The organism is Bradyrhizobium sp. LLZ17 (genome assembly GCF_041200145.1).
Lineage (GTDB): Bacteria > Pseudomonadota > Alphaproteobacteria > Rhizobiales > Xanthobacteraceae > Bradyrhizobium.
On sequence record NZ_CP165734.1, the window covers coordinates 2,399,580 to 2,416,313 of the forward strand.

The following is a 16,734-nucleotide window of genomic DNA, read 5'->3' on the forward strand; positions in this document are numbered from 1 at the left end:
CCCGCTCAGATCGCGGGCTTGTCCGGGCCCTGAAGCCTGGCGTGCAGGTTGATCAGCCACATCGCCGTCGGGCGCAGGATGAAGAGGTCGGCGACGAGCGCCGCCACCATCGAGAAGGCACTGAGCCAACCGAACAGCCGAAGCGAAGGCAGGTCTGGAGAACACGGTGACCACGAGGCCGCAGGCCAGCACCAGCGTGGTCAGGATCAACGCCGGGCCGACCAGCACGGTCGCACGCTCCACCGCGAGCGCCGAGCCGACGCCGGGCTTGCTCTCCAGCCTGAGGCGGTTGAGGAAGTGGATGGTCGCGCTCAGGCCGAGGCCGAACGAAACGGTCAGCGCCACGACGCTGGCGAATTGCAGCCCCTCGCCCATCGCCCACAGCACCGTCCCCGACATCACCACCGGGAAGATGCCCGGCAGGATACACGCGAACATCACGACCCAGGACCGGAAGGCCAGCCCGATGAAGATCGCGACCAGCGCGAATTCGACGGTGAGGCCGCGGTTGAGCTTTTCGATCATGCCGGCCGAATTGCGCGCGGCAATGGCCGCCAGACCGGTGACCGCGACTTCATAGCCGGGATGTTTCTTGCGAACGGCATCGAGCTCGGCATCGAGCTTGTCCACCACCGGCAACAGCTGGCTGGAGTCGATATCCGGCACGCGGCCTGCGACCACGACGGCATCCTGGTCGGCATCGATGAAGCGCCGCACCAGATGCTCCGGAATGAGGTTGACATATTCCTTCAGCGTCGCGACGTCGCCGCTGCCGGCCTTTTCCGCAAGCCAGCGGCGCAGGGTTTCGACCGACCAGACGTTGCCGACGCCGGCGGTCTTCTCCACGGTCGCGTGAACGTCCGCGATGGTTTGCAGGGTCTCCGGAGAGTAGAGCGATTCACCCTTCGGGAACTGGATCAGGACGTTGACCGGATTGGCGCCGGTCAATTTGGCGTCGAGCCGGTTGCTCGCGGCCACGGCCTGGCGCTTGTCCGGCACCTGGTCGGCAAGCCGATAGCGCGGCTGAAGATGGGCGTAGACGACGCCGAGGCTGGCGACGAACACCACCGCGATCAGGCTGAACAGGCCGGGGCGGCCCACCATGCGCACCGCGATCCAGTAGCAGAAATTGCGCAGCGCCTGGACGCCGGCATCCGCGCTCTGGAACTTGGTCGCAAAGACATTCTCGTTGCGCACCAACAGCACGCCGAACACGGGCACCAGCGACAACACCGCGACCAGCGCGATGATGGTGGCGGCCAGGCCCGCCTCGCCAAACTTGCGGATCAGGTCGGAATCGGAGAACTGCAGCGCGATGAAGGAAATGCCGGCGGTGCCGTGCGTCAGCACGCAGGCCGGGCCGACCACGAGCACCGCGTTCTTGAACGCGGTGAACTTGTCCTGCCCCGCAATCAGCCGGTCGCGTGCGGCGAAGGTAAGCTGCATCGAGTCCGAGAAGCTGATGACCATGATGAGCGGCGTCATCACGTTCAGGAACATGTTGAGATTGAAATTGGCCCAGCCGAGCGCGCCGAGCGCCAGCAGGATCGCGATCATCGGCGGGAACGCCGCCACCACCATGAAGGAGATTTTCCGGAAGAAGATGATGGCGATGATGCAACCGGCGAGGATGCCGAGGATGTTGTAGGTGAGGCCGTCGCGCTCGACGGCGTTGCGGATCTCGAGCTGCATCACCGGCACGCCGGAGAGCTGCACGCTGAGCCCGGTGTCGCCGAGATCCTCCTTCATCAACGCGCGAATGTCGCCCACGGTCTTGGTGAGCTTGCTGGAGGCGACCACCTCCGGATCGAGCGAGAGCACGATCAGCGCGAGCGTGCCGTCCTCCGACAGCAGCTTGCCGCGGATGATCTCGTTGGATTTGACGGTCTCGATGAACTTGTCATAGGCCGCGCCCTCGGGCAGCTCGCTCGGGAACAACGCCGCCGGCAGCTTGCCGGGCGCCGGCGCCTGGCGCGCGGAGAACAGCGAGACCAGGCCGCGGGTGCCCTCGACCAGTTGCAGATCGGTGACGAAGTCGCGCAGCTTCTCGAGGTTGTTGCGCGCCAGCAGGTTCTTGCCCTCGACCACGACGAGAACGTCGAATTCTTCCGCCGGGAACTTCTTCGTCACCTCTTCGTACTGGTGGAATTCACGGGAATTGGAGCGGAAGAGCTGTGATAGCGAATCGTCGATCTTGATCCGCTCGATCCCGAAGATGGCGCCGACGATCAGCGCGAGCAGGATGACGCAGGAGACGATCGGCGCCCGGACCGCGACCAGCCCGATGCGCTCCAGCCCGAAGGCGATGGAGGACGTGGGCCCCTGCTCGACCTTGTCGACATGAACCTCACTCTCGCGGTGCTTTTCGAGCATGCCTTGTCCAGTTCCTAATCGGTTCGGTCAGTGAGCTTATTGCGCCCCGCGAACGGCTTGAAAACGCCATACAAATGGGGAGGCTTGCCCTTTGAAAATACGCGGAAAATCGCCGTCAGGGGTTTAGCAGGTCAATAGCCCCCCTCGCAAGCAGGCGAAGCGTCATCAAACACATCAAGATGCGGCGATTTCCGACCCCGATGCTGCTCATCCCGCCGCCGCTTTGCCGATTCGACGCGGCGCCCGGTCCGCGCTCTCGTCCTTGAGCGCGACGCCGGTGATTTCCCGCGCCAGTCCCTCGCGGACCAGCCAGGCGATCTTGAAGGCCGCCTCGTCATAGCTCAATCCGGCGTGATGGACGTTCGAGACGCAGTTGCGCGCGGCATCGGTCAAGCCCGGCTTCGGCGCAAAAGTGAGGTAGGCGCCGAGACTGTCGGGCGCGGACAGGCCTGGCCGCTCGCCGATCAGCATCACCACCATGCGCGCGCCGAGAATGGCGCCAATCTCGTCGCCGAGCGCGACGCGCGCGCCTGAGGCGACCACGACATGTCCGATCGCGACACCATTGTCGGCTGCAAGCAGAGCCGAGAGGCTCTTGACCAGCGCAATCGCGTGCACATGGACCGCCGCCGCCGACAATCCGTCGCCGATGACGATCACGAGCTGGCACGGCCCGCTGGCGCGTTGCGCCAGGGTCTCGGCGGATCCCCGATCGAGCTGCCGTCCTAGATCCGGCCGCCGCAGATAATCCCCGCGGTCGGCCGCCCGGCTCCTCACCTCCGTGACGGCAAGGCCGAGTTCGCCGAGCCCGCTGGCGAGCCGCGGCGAATCAAAGGCGGCGTGCACGGCATCCCGGGCGCGGGCATGGTCCAGCGTGAAATCGAGCAGCGCTTTTGTCGGCAGGCTGGCGCCGCTGCGCCGAGCGCGACCCGCGCAGGCGTGAACGAGCGCAGGTCGAGGGTCGGGCGAGCCGGAACGGGCTTGTCGGTCATTCGGCCGGAACGGCAGCCTCGCGCAATCGCAGCGAATAGTTCGATGCATTGGTCTCACCGCTGGAGGCCGCGCGCGCAAAGGTGATGAGATGATGCGCAATCAGGGTGCACCCGATCAGGCCTTCGAGGTCGCCGCGCCGGATCCGCCCCAGCGCGAACTTCCAGAACACGCGCCTGTAATTGCCGAGCACGCCGACCTTCCAGAAGATGTTGCGCAGCATCACCAGCCCGCGCCGGATGTTGGGCCAGGTCTTCATCTCGACCGGCACCGGCATCTTGAGGCGGTGCACATAGACATGGTCGCATTGATACTGGAAGCGCGCGTAGACCTTAGCCGGTTCGTAAGCGACGCCCATGGCGTGCTTCCAGGATGCCACGACCTCGTCATAGGGCAACAGGAAGTCGACGTTGGAATCGCGCGCGTCGTCTTCGACCAGGCGACCCTCGCGCTCCAGCCGGTCCCATAACGGGGTCTTCGGCAGCGCCTGAAGCAGATTGATGGTGAGCAGCGGAATCCGCGACTCCTCGACAAAGGCGAGCAGCGCTTCCGACGTGTTCGCCTTGTCGGTGTCGAGGCCCATAATGATGCCGGACACCACCTCCATGCCGTAGGAGTTGATGGTGCGCACGCCATCGAGGATCGGGACCATCATATTGTGGTCCTTGTGCATCGCCTTCAGCGCGTCGGGATCCGGCGTCTCGATGCCGCAGAAGATGGTGATGAAATAGGCCTCGCGCATCTTTTCGAGGATCTCGGGGCGCTTGGCGATATTGAGCGTCGCCTCGCAGGCGAGCCGCACGACATAGCCGGTCCGCTTCTGCCATTCGATCAAATGCGGCAACAGGTCCATCGCGGCCTTGCGGTTGCCGATGAAATTGTCGTCGACGAAATAGACCGTGTCGGTCATCCCGCATTCGCGCAGGCGGTCGAGCTCGGCGATGATCTGCTCCGGCGACTTGAGGCGCGGGTTGCGGCCGTAGAGGCCGGGGATGTCGCAGAACTCGCATTGGTAGGGACAGCCACTGGAATACTGGATGCTGCCGAGGAAGTATTTCTTCACGTCGGCAAGCTCGTAGGCCGGAATCGGAAACTCCGTCATCGGAATCCGGTCTTTGGTGGTCAGCACCACCTGCTCGTCAGGACGCGAGGTGTCGCGCGCCAAAATCTCGATCAGCTCGTTGGTGGCGTCGCCGAGTTCCCCGACATGGAGATAGTCGAAGGATGGATAATAGTCCGGACACGCGCTGACCGACGGGCCGCCGAGGGCGACCGGCAGATCGAATTCATGGGCGCGGCGGCAGATGTCATTCATCTGCTGGCGCTGGATGTGCATGCCGCTGACGAAGACAACTTCCGCCCATTCGAACTCGTCTTGCGTCGTGGGCCGGAGGTTCTCGTCGACGAACTTCACCTGCCATTCCTTCGGCAGATAGGCGGCGAGCAGCAACAGCCCCTGCGGCGGCATGAAGGCGCGGACACCGTCGGTCAACGGATAGGAATGCTCGAACGTACCGAACGAGGATGTGTAGCGCGGGAAGACGCAGAGGACATGCCGGCTCGTTCCGTTGCTTTCAGCGCGCATCGAACTTTCCCCAACCACGTTGTACGAACGGTACTGACGAGATCACCAGACATATAACGTAACGCTGGGACTGAATTTCCTCAATATTGTGGCGACGAACTAATTCGTGAGACGTGCCAATGGTTTCCCCGGTTCACAGCGGCGGGTGGAAGTTTTCGCGGCGCTCTCCGGCCTCTGCCCTTCATGCGATCAGCCGTGAGGCAAAATCGGGCAACAGGCCTGCATCGCCGGCAAGCCGGAAATCGACCCCCGCAATGCCCGTTTGCACCAGCCACTCGTCGAACTCCGGCGCGCGGGCCGCACCGAAGACCTCGCGGACATAGAGCGCGTCATGGAAGGAGGTCGACTGGTAGTTCAGCATGACGTCGTCGGCGCCCGGCACCCCCATGATGAAGGTGACGCCGGCGGCCGCGAGCAGCGTCAGGAGATTATCCATGTCGTCCTGGTCCGCCTCGGCATGGTTGGTGTAGCAGATATCGACCCCGAGCGGCAGGCCGAGCAGCTTGCCGCAGAAATGATCCTCGAGCCCGGCCCGAATGATCTCCTTGCCGTCATAGAGATATTCCGGGCCGATGAAGCCGACCACGCTGTTGACCAGCAAAGGAGCAAAGGTCCGGGCGACCGCATAGGCGCGGGCCTCGCAGGTCTGCTGGTCCACGCCATGATGAGCGTTGGCCGACAGCGCCGAGCCCTGCCCCGTCTCGAAATACATCACGTTCTGCCCGACCGTGCCGCGCTTTTGCGACAGCCCGGCCTGCTGCGCTTCCTTCAGCAAGGCGAGGTCGATGCCGAAACTGCGGTTGGCGGCCTCCAGAGCCGGCGACCGACTGGAACACCAGGTCGACCGGCACGCCCTGGCCGATCAGCGACAGCGTCGTCGTCACATGGGTCAGGACACAGCCCTGGCTCGGAATTTTCAGTCGCGCGATGACCTCGTCGAGCAGCCGCAGCAATTGCGCGATCACGGCCGGATCGTCGCTCGCGGGATTGATGCCGATGCAGGCATCGCCGGCACCAAGCAGGAGGCCGTCGAGGATCGAGGCAGTGATGCCCCTGGCGTCGTCGAAGGGATGGTTTGGCTGGAGCCGCGTGCTCATCCGTCCCTTCAGCCCGATGGTGTTGCGGAAGGCGGTTACGACCTCGCATTTCCGTGCGGCCAGAATCAGGTCCTGGTTGCGCATCAGCTTTGACACGGCGGCCGCCATTTCCGGGGTGACGCCTGGCGCCAGCTTGCGCAGGATTTCGGGCGTCGCGGCGTCCGACAGCAGCCAGTCGCGAAAGCCGCCGACCGTCAGCGAGGCGACCGGCGCGAAGGCGCTTGCGTCATGGCTGTCGATGATGAGACGGGTGACCTCGTCGGCCTCATAGGGGATGACGGCTTCCTGGAGGAATTGCCGAAGCGGAACCTCGGCGAGCGCCATCCGCGCTGCGATCATCTGCGCGGCGCTACCGGCGGCGATTGCGGCCAGCCGGTCGCCGGAGCGCGGCGGCGTCGCCTTGGCAAGGAGGTCGCGCAGGTCGGAAAAGGTATAGCTCGTGGCGTCGATGGTGTGGCGGTAGACCAAAGGCACCTCCGCAGGCTGGTCGGTCAATGGCCGACTTCAGATTAGCTTGAAGGCGGCGTGACGTCAGGGAATACGCACTTGGCCGCCTCGGTGCACCCAGATGTTTGGGGCAGGCCGTGAGATCCTCGGGGCCGCCTGCCGGAAAGCGATAGGATCGCTCCAAATCACTGAGACCACTCATGTTTGGCTGGAGCGGGAGCGTGCACCCCGAACTTGCGCGTTAACACTGCGTCCATCTTCATTCTGCATAGTTTTGCATGAATTTGATACGACCGCGCGCACCGGCCGCTCCCGGCCATTCGGGCCTGAACATCATGACAATCGACCAAACTGGGAATGCCGCCGGCCTGGCAGGCCGGCTCACGCTTGCCAACAAGCTCTACGCGATCTTCGCGTTGTTCGCACTGCTGACTGCGGCGATCGCGATGCTGTCGGACTACAACAGCCGCCGCGGCGCTGAGCTGACCGCCGCGATCGAGACGGCGAATGCGGCGGCGCTGAACGTCGAGCGCGTCAACTCGCTGGTCTATGCGGTCGTGATGGAGTCGCGCGGCGTCTACATGTCGACGGAGCCGGCCGTCGTGAAGAAGTACGGCGAAGGCCTGCTCAAGTTCAACGGGCAGATCCTCGACGTCGTGAAGCGCTGGGAAACCATCGTCAAAACCGACGATGCCGAGCAGTTCGCCACCTTCAAGAAGCGCATCGAGCAGTTCGTCGAGTTCCGCAAGGAGTTGGTCCGCCGCGGCATCGAGATCAACGCGGCCGCGGGCCGCGAATGGGGCGACAACGACGCCAATCGCGCCGTTCGCTCGGCGCTGAACAAGGATCTCGAGGCGCTCTCCAAGGTCTATGCCGAGCGCGCCAGGCAGATCGCGCAGCAGACCGAGACCAACCGCTTGCTGTCGCTGGTGCTGACCTGCCTCGGCGGCCTGGCACTGGCACTCGTCGTCATCGGCATCATCATCATTGCCCGCTCGATCGCGCGGCCGCTCGCCGCGATCACCGCAACCATCAAGCAGGTCGCCGATGGCGCCGAGAACGTCGTGGTGCCGCACAGTGGCCGTGCCGACGAGATTGGCGCGCTGGCCCGCGCGATCCAGGTCTTCCAGGAAGCGATGGAACGCAATCGCAATCTCGCCTCGCAGGTTTCGCAGGATTCCGCCGCGCGCGAGGAACGCGCCCGCCACATCGAACAATCCGTGGAGGCGTTTCGCGAGGCCATCAGTGCGGTGATGCGCGGCCTCACGGATAACGCCACCGTCATGCGCGAGACCGCGCAGACCATCACGCGCGTCACCGCGGACGCCAGCAGCCGCGCCGGCACGGCGGCGAACGCCACCGAACAGGCCTCCCATAATGTCACGGCGGTGGCGGGCGCCGCCGAGGAATTGTCGGCATCGGTGGTGGAAATCGGCCGCCAGGTGCGGCAGAGCGCAACCGCAGTCGAGCACACCGGCCAGCGCACCGAGAAGTCGATCTCCGAGATCGAGAGCCTTGCGGCCGCCACGCAGCGCATTGACGGGGTGCTCAATCTGATCCAGGCGATCGCCGAGCAGACCAATCTGCTCGCGCTCAACGCCACCATCGAAGCCGCGCGCGCCGGTGACGCCGGCCGCGGCTTTGCCGTCGTCGCCCATGAAGTGAAGGCGCTGGCGGGTCAGACTGCGAAAGCGACCGCCGAGATCGGCGAGAACGTCTCGATGATCCAGACCTCCACTCGCAACGCGGTCGATGCCGTGCGCGAGATCGGCGGCGCGGTGCGCGAGATCAACGACGTCACCGCGGCGATCGCCGGCGCGATCGGCCAGCAGGACGCCGCCACGCGCGAGATCTCGTCGAATGCGCAATCCGCGGCCCAGGGCAACGAGACGCTGGTCGCCAACATCACGTCGCTGCGCGATGCCATCGGCGAGACCGACACGGCGGCCTCCTCCGTGCTGACGGCGGCGAGCAGCCTGACCGCTACGGCGGAGACGCTGTCGCGCGAGGTGGAAACGTTCTTCCAGATCTGCGGTCGGGGTCGGCGGACAGCCGCCTCGCCAAGGCCGGATAAGGGCGCGCGCCCACCCGCAAGGCCGGCGGCGGTCACGCGTCGACGAAAAAGCTCGAAAGCGCTTTCGACGAAAGTCGATTAGCGCTCCGATCTCGATTGATCGACAAATATTCGAACGCGGCCAACATCCTCGACTTCACGGTAACGATGCAACTCCGTTTGGAGTTCGGGATCCGAATTGGCCCAAGCCAACCAATCGAACGGGACCGAACTCTGCAAATAGGTATCCACCAGAATCACGTCTGGGCGCGCGTTTCGCAGGTCTGCCAACAACTGCCGCCGCTCGAAATCCATGATGCCGTCCAGTTTTGCTCGCTCTGCTTGGGTTGGCTGTGAGCTGTTCTCGGCCAAAATTGCACCGGCCGTCAGCGCCTGGGCACACGAACTGCCCACCCAAGTCCCACCGATTTGACGGACGAGCGGATGCCCTAAAGCGAGGTGATCGGTAATCGTGAGCAGCCGCGGATGCTTTGCATGTGACTGGATACGCTGCTCCAGCGGCGGAAACTCTCGGAGCGACAAGGACAAACAGAGCCCGATGAGCACCACGCCAGCAAAGCCGCCGATCTTGACCGACACTGGCAGATTCCTTGTGCGAACATGTAGCAAGGGCGCAGCAATCGCAAACAAGCAAAGCGCGTACAGCGTGTAAGTCCAGCCCTTGCCTTGAAGAAGGAAACTCGCGGCGCCGCCGACGGCTGCGGCCAGCCACGGGGTTGCGTCGCTGCCTATTTTGAGGCCTTGCGGAGTGACTTGGCGCAGAAACACAATGGAAGCAGTGATCACAACGATCGGGAAAGGAAGCAGACCAGCCAAATTCTTCCTCATTGGAAGATAGGTGGCAGCGACCATCGGCGCAAAGGTAAACAGATAGCCGGGAAACACGAGAGCGACCACCGCCCCATAGCCGATGACCATAGCGGCGGCTGCACACGCTTCAGGGGTGAACAACAGCCTGAGAGAACGTTGGTGGATGATGCCAAGGATGATCGGAAGGCCTGCCACCAGAGCAAGCTGGGGCTTGATGCACATGGCCAGCCCGCCACCCAGTCCTGCCAGGATCGCAACCGCTCCGGGCGAAAGGCCGCGCCAGCGAATTGCAGTGATGGCTACAAAGGGAGTGAGTGCAATGACGGCTATATGTTCACGTTGCCCGAATACGGCGTTCGGAAGCACCGCGAACAGAAAAGCGAGCACGCACGTCGAAATAGTTCGCTCTCCGGCTCCCAACTTCGCCGCCGCGGCGGCGCGATCGATCAAAAATAGCGAGCCGATGATCTCGATCATCACCAGGACGATCACGATGATCTCGGGCGCAATGCCGGTCAATCGCGCAAGCAGGGCTGCCGGCATGTAGAAAGCAGGCAGCTCAAATCCGGGTTGAGAACGGAGGGTATTTGAACAAGCAAGGCCGTCAGGAGGATCGCGGCCACGATGATCCAACGCTGATTCATGCCCCAACCGCTTCCAGGCACACCCTGGGGGATGACGGCCTTTTCTGACGTCGGCAAAAGTTCTCTCCTCGAGCCGAAGCGACCTGTTGGCCTTCATCGTGCGCGAACTTCCAAAAGCGCAGGCAGCTCCACTCTCAATCAGCGGTCGTTACTATTGTACTACAATGATCGGAAACAATGGTGTTTCAGGGCCAAAGCGGTGGACTTGCCGCCGCTCTATCAGCGCCAGCTCCGTCTGCGCCGGACCGGCTACTGCCGGATTCGTGATTGGAACGACGTTTTCCCCCGACCGTTAACGCGCCGTCTTGCCGGACGCTGCTGGTCCGACGAAGCAATGTTGCCAGCGAGGAGACTGAACATGGCAAGTGCGGCAGATCGCGATCCCCGACACCATACGCAGAAGATGCAGAAGGCGCTCCAGGATATCCGGAACCATCTGCGCGAGGACATTCAAAAAGTCGACGAACCACAGTTGAAGGCGATGTTCGAAACATCCGCAGAGGTTTTGGGCGGCCTCGAGAAGGCGTTCAAGGATTACGAACAGAAGAACGAAAAGGCCTGGCGCTGATCCTCGCGACGCCGCGGCGCAAGTTGCGAGGCCCTCGGTTCACAGGAATATTCACCATGACAATAGTGATGCCCAGCAAGCGCCAGCTGCTCCTGCTTGGTGGATCATTGGCGGTCCTCGCCGCTCCGGCGGTCATCGCGACGCCGGCTCTCGCCCAACAGAGCGGAGTCGGCGAGAAGCTGAAGGAGATGGTCACGGGGAAAAAGGACGAGGAGGTCACGCCTCCCGAGGACTTGATGCGCGAACACGGCGTGCTCGACCGCGTGCTGCTGGTCTACGAAGCCGGACTCCGAAAGTTCTCGTCCAACGAGGATTTCGATCCCGCCCTGATCACGCAGTCAGCCGAGATCGTTCGCGATTTCATCAATAACTACCATGAGAAATCGGAGGAAGAGCACGTCTTCCCGCGCTTCAAGAAGGCCGGGAAGATGACTGATCTGGTGGACACGTTGCTGCGCCAGCACGAAGCGGGCCGAATGGTCACGAACACGATCCTGAAACTCGCGCCGTCGAGCCGGAGCGATGCCGACGCCCGCAAACAGCTCGTCGGGTCGATCCAATCCTTCGTCACGATGTATCGGCCGCACGCGGCCCGCGAGGACACCGATCTCTTCCCGAAGCTGAAGGACGTCGTGTCCTCCAATGAATACGACGCGATGGGGGAGGATTTCGAGAAAAAGGAACACGAACTGTTCGGGGAAGACGGTTTCGAGAAAATGGTGGCCCGCGTTGCCCAGCTGGAGCAGCAGATCGGCATTCACGACCTGGACCAATTCACGCCGCGCCAATAGCCGGGATCTCCAGCCACCTTCCTCCTGCGACCGGATTTATTCGATTATTTCGTCGGCGGCTGTCGCGAAGGCGTGCTACACGTCTGGCGCGGAGCTTGAGTCACAGCACAAGGGCGCCCAGTATGGGGAACCAAGCGCCCTTGCACCCCCATCGCCGGCAGATCCGAGGCGTGAGTTCTGATGGATCGCTGGACGCGCCGACGAACGCTGGATGACCGGAGCGAATCATAGCTGGATCTCTTGCCGCAATTGAGGCACCCATGCGCCAAACAAGCAGCGCCCCGGTTTCGTCAGGTTGGCTTTACCGGGAGGATGCAGTGCATCGCGCACGGTCATGCCAGAGCAACCGACAATTCGAAGGTAGACACATGTCATATGCCTACAAGCTGAATGAAGACGTCCAGCACCTCCGCCAAGGTCCACAAGGCCGTGCCGAGACTGATCAGCCGGTGATCTATACCATCGTTCAATGCATGCCGATCGAGGCCGACGGTCGTCTTCGCTACCGCATCAGGAGCAAAACGGGCAATGTCGAGCGCGTGGTGACGGAAGATCAGCTCTCGTACTCCCAGTGATCCTGCAGCCCTATCCCGCCATCACCCCGCCGCGCTTGATCAGCTCCTTGCCGACCGCAGCCAGATGCACTTGGTCGGGGCCGTCGCCGATGCGGATGAAGCGGGCGTAGACATAGGCCCGCGCCAGGAACGTGTCCTGCGAGACGCCGGCGGCGCCGTGGATCTGGATGGCGCGGTCGATGACGCGGGCGGCCATGCTGGGCACCACGATCTTGGCGGCTGCGATCAGGTCGCGCGCGGCCTTGTTGCCCTCGCGGTCCATCCTGTCGGCGGCTTGCAGTGTCAACAGCCGCGCCTGGGCGATCTCGCAGAACGAATGTGCGATGTCCTCGCGCACCGAGCCCTGCTCGGCCAGCGGCTTACCGAACGCCGTGCGTGAGACCGCGCGCCGGCACATCAATTCCAGCGCACGCTGGGCGCAGCCGATCAGCCGCATGCAATGGTGGATGCGGCCGGGGCCGAGCCGTCCCTGCGCAATCTCGAAGCCGCGGCCTTCGCCAAGCAAAATGTTCTCCGAGGGCACGCGGACGTTGTCATAGACGATCTCGGGGTGACCGACCGGCGCGTCGTCATAGCCGTAAGTCAGCATGTCGCGGACGATGCGCACGCCCGGCGTATTCTTGGGCACCAGGATCATGGATTGCTGGCGATGGCGGTCGGGATGGTCGGGCGCGGTCTTGCCCATCACGATCAGGATCTCGCAATCCTCGTTCATCGCACCGGAGGTGAACCATTTGCGGCCATTGACGACGTAGTCGCCGCCGTCGCGCTTGATCTCGCACTGGATGTTGGTGGCATCGCTGGAGGCGACCTGCGGCTCCGTCATCGAGAAGCCGGAGCGGATGCGCCCCTCCAGGAGCGGCTTCAGCCAGCGCTCCTGCTGCGCCGGCGTGCCGTAGTTCGCGAGCACCTCCATGTTGCCGACATCGGGTGCCGAGCAGTTGAACACCTCGGGCGCCCAGAGGATGCGGCCCATGATCTCCTTCACCGGGGCGTATTCGAGATTGGTGAGGCCCGGACCGTGCTCGCCGGAGAGAAAGAGGTTCCACAGCCCCTGCTCCCGGGCCAGCCGCTTCAGGTCCTGCAAAACGGCCGGCGTCTTGTAGCGCGAGGCCTCAGGCTTCACCTGTTCGTAATAGAGCTCCTCGACCGGCTCGACATGCGTCCGCATGAACTGGCGGACGCGCTCCTGCAGCTCCAGCGACCGTGCGGAGTGTTGAAAGTTCATTTTAATCCTCCCGCTCGCCGACCTTCGCGTCGGTCTCGTAGGGTGGGCAAAGCGGAGCGTGCCCACCGCTTCTATTTCGGTGTTGGAGCGGTGGTGGGCACGGCGCAAGTGCGCCTTTGCCCACCCTACGATTCCGAGCTGGCGGAGAGAGCCCCACCCCGCTCGCCGATCTTGCGCCTCACGTCCCGCGCAACAGCTTGCTCGCCACGACCGAACGCGCGGCGTGCTGCCTTTTTGTCAGCGTGTCAGATCAGCGGAGTTCGCTACGACGGTCTTGCGTCGAGTTGCTGGTGAGCTACTGGCGCCGCCGCAGGCTGAGGCCCAAGCTGACCCAGCCGGTCCCCGCCATGATCAGGTCGATGCCGAGAAACAGGCCGAGGATATAGACGCTGTTGACCGGCCAGCGCGCCAGGATCAGCAGCCCGAGCAAGAGCGTGACGACGGCCGACAGCGCCACCCAGACCCACGGGCTTTCCCTCTTCATGCTGAAGGCGAGAAACAGCCTGACCGCGCCGGAGGCAAGCAGCGAGGCGCCGAGGAACAGCGTGAGCAATGCCGCCGCGAACAACGGATTGTCGAAGGTCAGGAAGCCTGCCACGATATAGAGCACGCCGAGCAGGGCCCAGATCGCGAACTTGCCCCAGCTCTTCATCTGGAACGCGCCGATCACCTCTGTCACGCCGGCGACGATCATCATCGCACCGACCACGATGACGCTCGCAACCGTCGCCATCACCATGCTGCCGAGCGCGACGAATCCGGCGATCAGATACACGAGACCGAGAGCGACCACCCAGCCCCATTTGGCATGCAGCGCGGCAATGCCGGAGCCCAGGCTTAGGTTTTGAGACGTATCCGAAGCACTTGTCATGACGGCTACTCCTGCATGTGAAGCCCCCCAGAGCACATCTTCAGGATAGCACCGATAGCGCCGGGACAACAGCCAGTCGAGCAGCCTTGCGCCACGCCAGCCATGACGCAAATCAAGGTCGACCGGGCGCATCACGCGCGCGACCGTTCCATTTCGAGCTCGGCCTTGAGATTGTCGAGATCCCGATAAATCGAGGCAACCGCCAGCACGCGGCCGCCCTTGCGGTACTTCAGCAGGCAGTCCTTCCCCGAAATGCTGCCGTCGATCGCGATGTCGTCGAAGCTCTCGGCATGGCCGACATAGTTGATCGGCACATCGTAATGCTGGCTCCAGAAAAACGGCACGGCCTCGAAGCGTTCGCGACCGCCCATCATGTTGCGTGCCGCGGTCTGGCCCTGGCGCTCCGCCACCACCCAATGCTCGACGCGGATGATTTGCCGCGAATGCGGATCGGGCCAGCGCGCGATGTCACCAGCAGCGAAGATTCCGGCGACGCTGGTTTCGAGGTATTCGCTCACGCTGACGCCGCGATCGGCGGCAAGCCCCGCATGCTCGGCGAGTGCGAGGCGCGGCTTCACGCCGATGCCGACCACGACGAGGTCGGCCTCGATCACGCTACCGCTCTTCAGCGTCGCGCGCGTGCCGTCGAGTTTCTCCACGGTGTCCTTCAGATGAAAATTGACGCCGTTCTCTTCGTGCAACGCGCGCACGAAGTCGCCCATCTCGGCACCGAGCACCTTCTGCATCGGCCGTTCTTCCGGCGCAACCACGTGCACCTCGAGCTTGCGTGCCCGCAAGGAAGCCGCGACCTCGAGGCCGATGAAGCTCGCGCCGATCACGAGCACGCGTTTCGCGCTGCCCGCCGCGTTGATGATGGCGCGGCTGTCGGCGACCGAACGCAAGGTGTGGACATGCGGCTGCTCGGCGCCGGGGATCTGCAATTTGACTGGCTCGGCGCCGGTCGCGAGCAGCAGACGGTCGAATGGCAGCCTGTCGCCATTGCCCAGCGTCACGCTGCACGCCTTCGGATCGATCGCGGACACATTGGTGTTGAGCCTGAGGTCGATGCCGACGTCCGCATAGTAATCCTCGCCCCGCAACGGCAGCCAGTCCTCCGGCGCGTTGCCGGCGAGATAATCCTTGGACAGGTTCGGCCGGTCGACCGGCATCGCGCCGTCATTGCTGAGCATGGTGATGCCGCCGGCAAATCCCTCGCGCCGCAGCATCTCGGCCGCCGCGAAACCGGCCGCGCCGCCGCCGACGATGACGAATTTTTCCGGCGCCGGCTCCGCGCGGTGCGATGCTGATGGCTTCAGCGCCTCCTGCTTGCGCTGAACCGAAATCCAGTCCTGATCGCGCGTCACCTCCCAGAGCGCGAGCGCGTTTAGCGCCGGCGGACGCGTGGCCTCACCGGTCCGCAAGGAGAAGCAGGCGTGATGCCAGGGGCAGCGGATGGTGTGGCCGACAACCAGCCCTTCGGCGAGCGGGCCATGATAATGGCTGCACGTGGGCTCTATGGCAAAGACCTCGCCGCCCGCCTGCACCAGCAGCACATCTTCCTCGCCGACATGGCCGAGCAGCTTGCTGTCTTTGAAATCGGCGAGCGACACGCCTTTGGTCAGGTCGGGCCCGCTCGGCTTGTTATCCTCGCTCATGGTCATCTCCCTCGCGAGCCCCGCCCGACTGAGGATTTGGACGGCGCTACCCGCGAAAAGTTCCCAACGGTCGGCAAAATTTACGTTTGCGCCGCCTTCCACACGTCCCGCACCGCCCGCGCCCATTCGGACGGCCGCTCCTGCGGCAAATTGTGACCGGCGCCCGCGAACACGCGCCGCTCGAAGAAACCCTCGAACTTGCGCGCGTGATGCGCAGTGCCGGGATTGACGCCGTCGCTGTCGCCGTCGATTGCGATCGTCGGGACGCAGAATCGCCGGCTGCGCCGCGAGCTTCGCCTCGATCCCGGCATAGGCGGGATCGCCCGCGACCAGCGCGTAGCGGTGGCGATAGGAGTGGATCACGACATCGACGAAATCGGGATTGTCGAACGACACGGCGCTTCGCTCGAACGTCGCGTCGTCAAATGTCCATTTCAGCGACCACATCGCCCAGAGCTGGCGCGCGAAGCCGCCGCGATTGCGCTCCAGCGCGCGGCGGCCGCGCTCGTTGTGGAAGAGATATTGATACCAGAGCGCCGCCTCCTCGGGCGGCGAAGCCGGCTCCATGCTGCGGGCGATGTTCTGGATGTTGTAGGAATTGCCGGAGACGAGCCCGACCACGCGCTCCGGATGCAGCGCCGAGACCACGCAGGCGGCCCGCCCGCCCCAATCATAGCCGCCGACGACCGCGCGTTGAATGCCAAGCGCATCCATGAAGGCAAGGAGATCGGCGCCAAGCGCCGCCTGCTCGCCGGAGCGCAGCGTCTGCGCAGAACGAAACCGCGTCGGACCGTAGCCGCGCAGCCAGGGCACCAGCACCCGCGCGCCGGCTTGCGCCAGGATCGGCGCGGTCTCGGCGTAGGCGTTCACGTCATAGGGAAAGCCATGACCCATGATGCAGGGCCAGCCGTCCGGCGCGCCGTAGTCGAGATAGGCGATGTCGAGGACGTCCGTGGTGATCGTTTTGTGCTGCATGCCTTGCTCACGGCTTTGCGACGTCGTAGCCCGGATCGAGCGCAGCGCAAT

General features: G+C 63.8%; 8 protein-coding genes and 5 pseudogenes. 4 read left to right on the forward strand and 9 right to left on the reverse strand.

What is annotated here, in order from left to right:
• Positions 1 to 5 precede the first annotated feature (5 nt).
• The 4 genes and pseudogenes from AB8Z38_RS11945 to AB8Z38_RS11960 all read right to left on the reverse strand — a co-directional run bounded on the left by AB8Z38_RS11945 (position 6) and on the right by AB8Z38_RS11960 (position 6,513).
• A pseudogene (locus AB8Z38_RS11945) lies at positions 6 to 2,373 on the reverse strand (RND family transporter).
• A 207-nt stretch (positions 2,374 to 2,580) separates the two neighbouring features.
• Positions 2,581 to 3,365: pseudogene (gene eutC / locus AB8Z38_RS11950) on the reverse strand (ethanolamine ammonia-lyase subunit EutC).
• Complete coding sequence (locus AB8Z38_RS11955; protein WP_369725259.1) at positions 3,362 to 4,948, reverse strand: B12-binding domain-containing radical SAM protein; 1,587 nt, start codon at positions 4,946 to 4,948, stop codon at positions 3,362 to 3,364. Before AB8Z38_RS11955 ends, eutC begins: the two are co-directional and overlap by 4 nt.
• 181 nt (positions 4,949 to 5,129) lie before the next feature.
• A pseudogene (locus tag AB8Z38_RS11960) lies at positions 5,130 to 6,513 on the reverse strand (ethanolamine ammonia-lyase subunit EutB).
• 314 nt (positions 6,514 to 6,827) lie between these two features.
• On the opposite strand from AB8Z38_RS11960, the pseudogene AB8Z38_RS11965 reads away from it, so the two are divergent.
• Positions 6,828 to 8,566, forward strand: a pseudogene (locus AB8Z38_RS11965) (methyl-accepting chemotaxis protein).
• Positions 8,567 to 8,644: 78 nt separating this feature from the next.
• Here AB8Z38_RS11965 and AB8Z38_RS11970 read toward each other — a convergent pair.
• Positions 8,645 to 10,117, reverse strand: a complete 1,473-nt coding sequence (locus tag AB8Z38_RS11970; RefSeq protein WP_369725261.1) for a hypothetical protein — start codon at positions 10,115 to 10,117, stop codon at positions 8,645 to 8,647.
• Between the two features lie 108 nt (positions 10,118 to 10,225).
• On the opposite strand from AB8Z38_RS11970, the gene AB8Z38_RS11975 reads away from it, so the two are divergent.
• The 3 genes from AB8Z38_RS11975 to AB8Z38_RS11985 all read left to right on the forward strand — a co-directional run bounded on the left by AB8Z38_RS11975 (position 10,226) and on the right by AB8Z38_RS11985 (position 11,954).
• Positions 10,226 to 10,588, forward strand: coding sequence for a hypothetical protein (locus AB8Z38_RS11975; protein ID WP_369725263.1), 363 nt, complete (start codon positions 10,226 to 10,228; stop codon positions 10,586 to 10,588).
• 68 nt (positions 10,589 to 10,656) lie between these two features.
• On the forward strand, positions 10,657 to 11,379 hold the full coding sequence (locus AB8Z38_RS11980) for a hemerythrin domain-containing protein (protein ID WP_369725264.1): 723 nt from the start codon (positions 10,657 to 10,659) through the stop codon (positions 11,377 to 11,379).
• A 368-nt stretch (positions 11,380 to 11,747) separates the two neighbouring features.
• On the forward strand, positions 11,748 to 11,954 hold the full coding sequence (locus AB8Z38_RS11985) for a hypothetical protein (protein ID WP_369725266.1): 207 nt from the start codon (positions 11,748 to 11,750) through the stop codon (positions 11,952 to 11,954).
• 10 nt (positions 11,955 to 11,964) lie between these two features.
• Here the strand turns inward: AB8Z38_RS11985 and AB8Z38_RS11990 are convergent, their stop codons facing one another.
• From AB8Z38_RS11990 to AB8Z38_RS12005, 4 genes and pseudogenes are all read right to left on the reverse strand, one after another.
• Positions 11,965 to 13,182 (reverse strand): acyl-CoA dehydrogenase family protein, encoded by a 1,218-nt coding sequence (locus AB8Z38_RS11990; protein ID WP_369725268.1) that lies wholly within the window; start codon positions 13,180 to 13,182, stop codon positions 11,965 to 11,967.
• 295 nt (positions 13,183 to 13,477) lie between these two features.
• On the reverse strand, positions 13,478 to 14,053 hold the full coding sequence (locus AB8Z38_RS11995; protein ID WP_369725269.1) for an HdeD family acid-resistance protein: 576 nt from the start codon (positions 14,051 to 14,053) through the stop codon (positions 13,478 to 13,480).
• A gap of 131 nt (positions 14,054 to 14,184) precedes the next feature.
• Positions 14,185 to 15,708 carry an FAD-dependent oxidoreductase gene (locus AB8Z38_RS12000; RefSeq protein ID WP_369725271.1) on the reverse strand — a complete coding sequence of 508 codons (1,524 nt, stop codon included), beginning with the start codon at positions 15,706 to 15,708 and terminating at the stop codon, positions 14,185 to 14,187.
• 80 nt (positions 15,709 to 15,788) lie between these two features.
• A pseudogene (locus AB8Z38_RS12005) lies at positions 15,789 to 16,683 on the reverse strand (alpha/beta fold hydrolase).
• Positions 16,684 to 16,734: the final 51 nt, after the last annotated feature.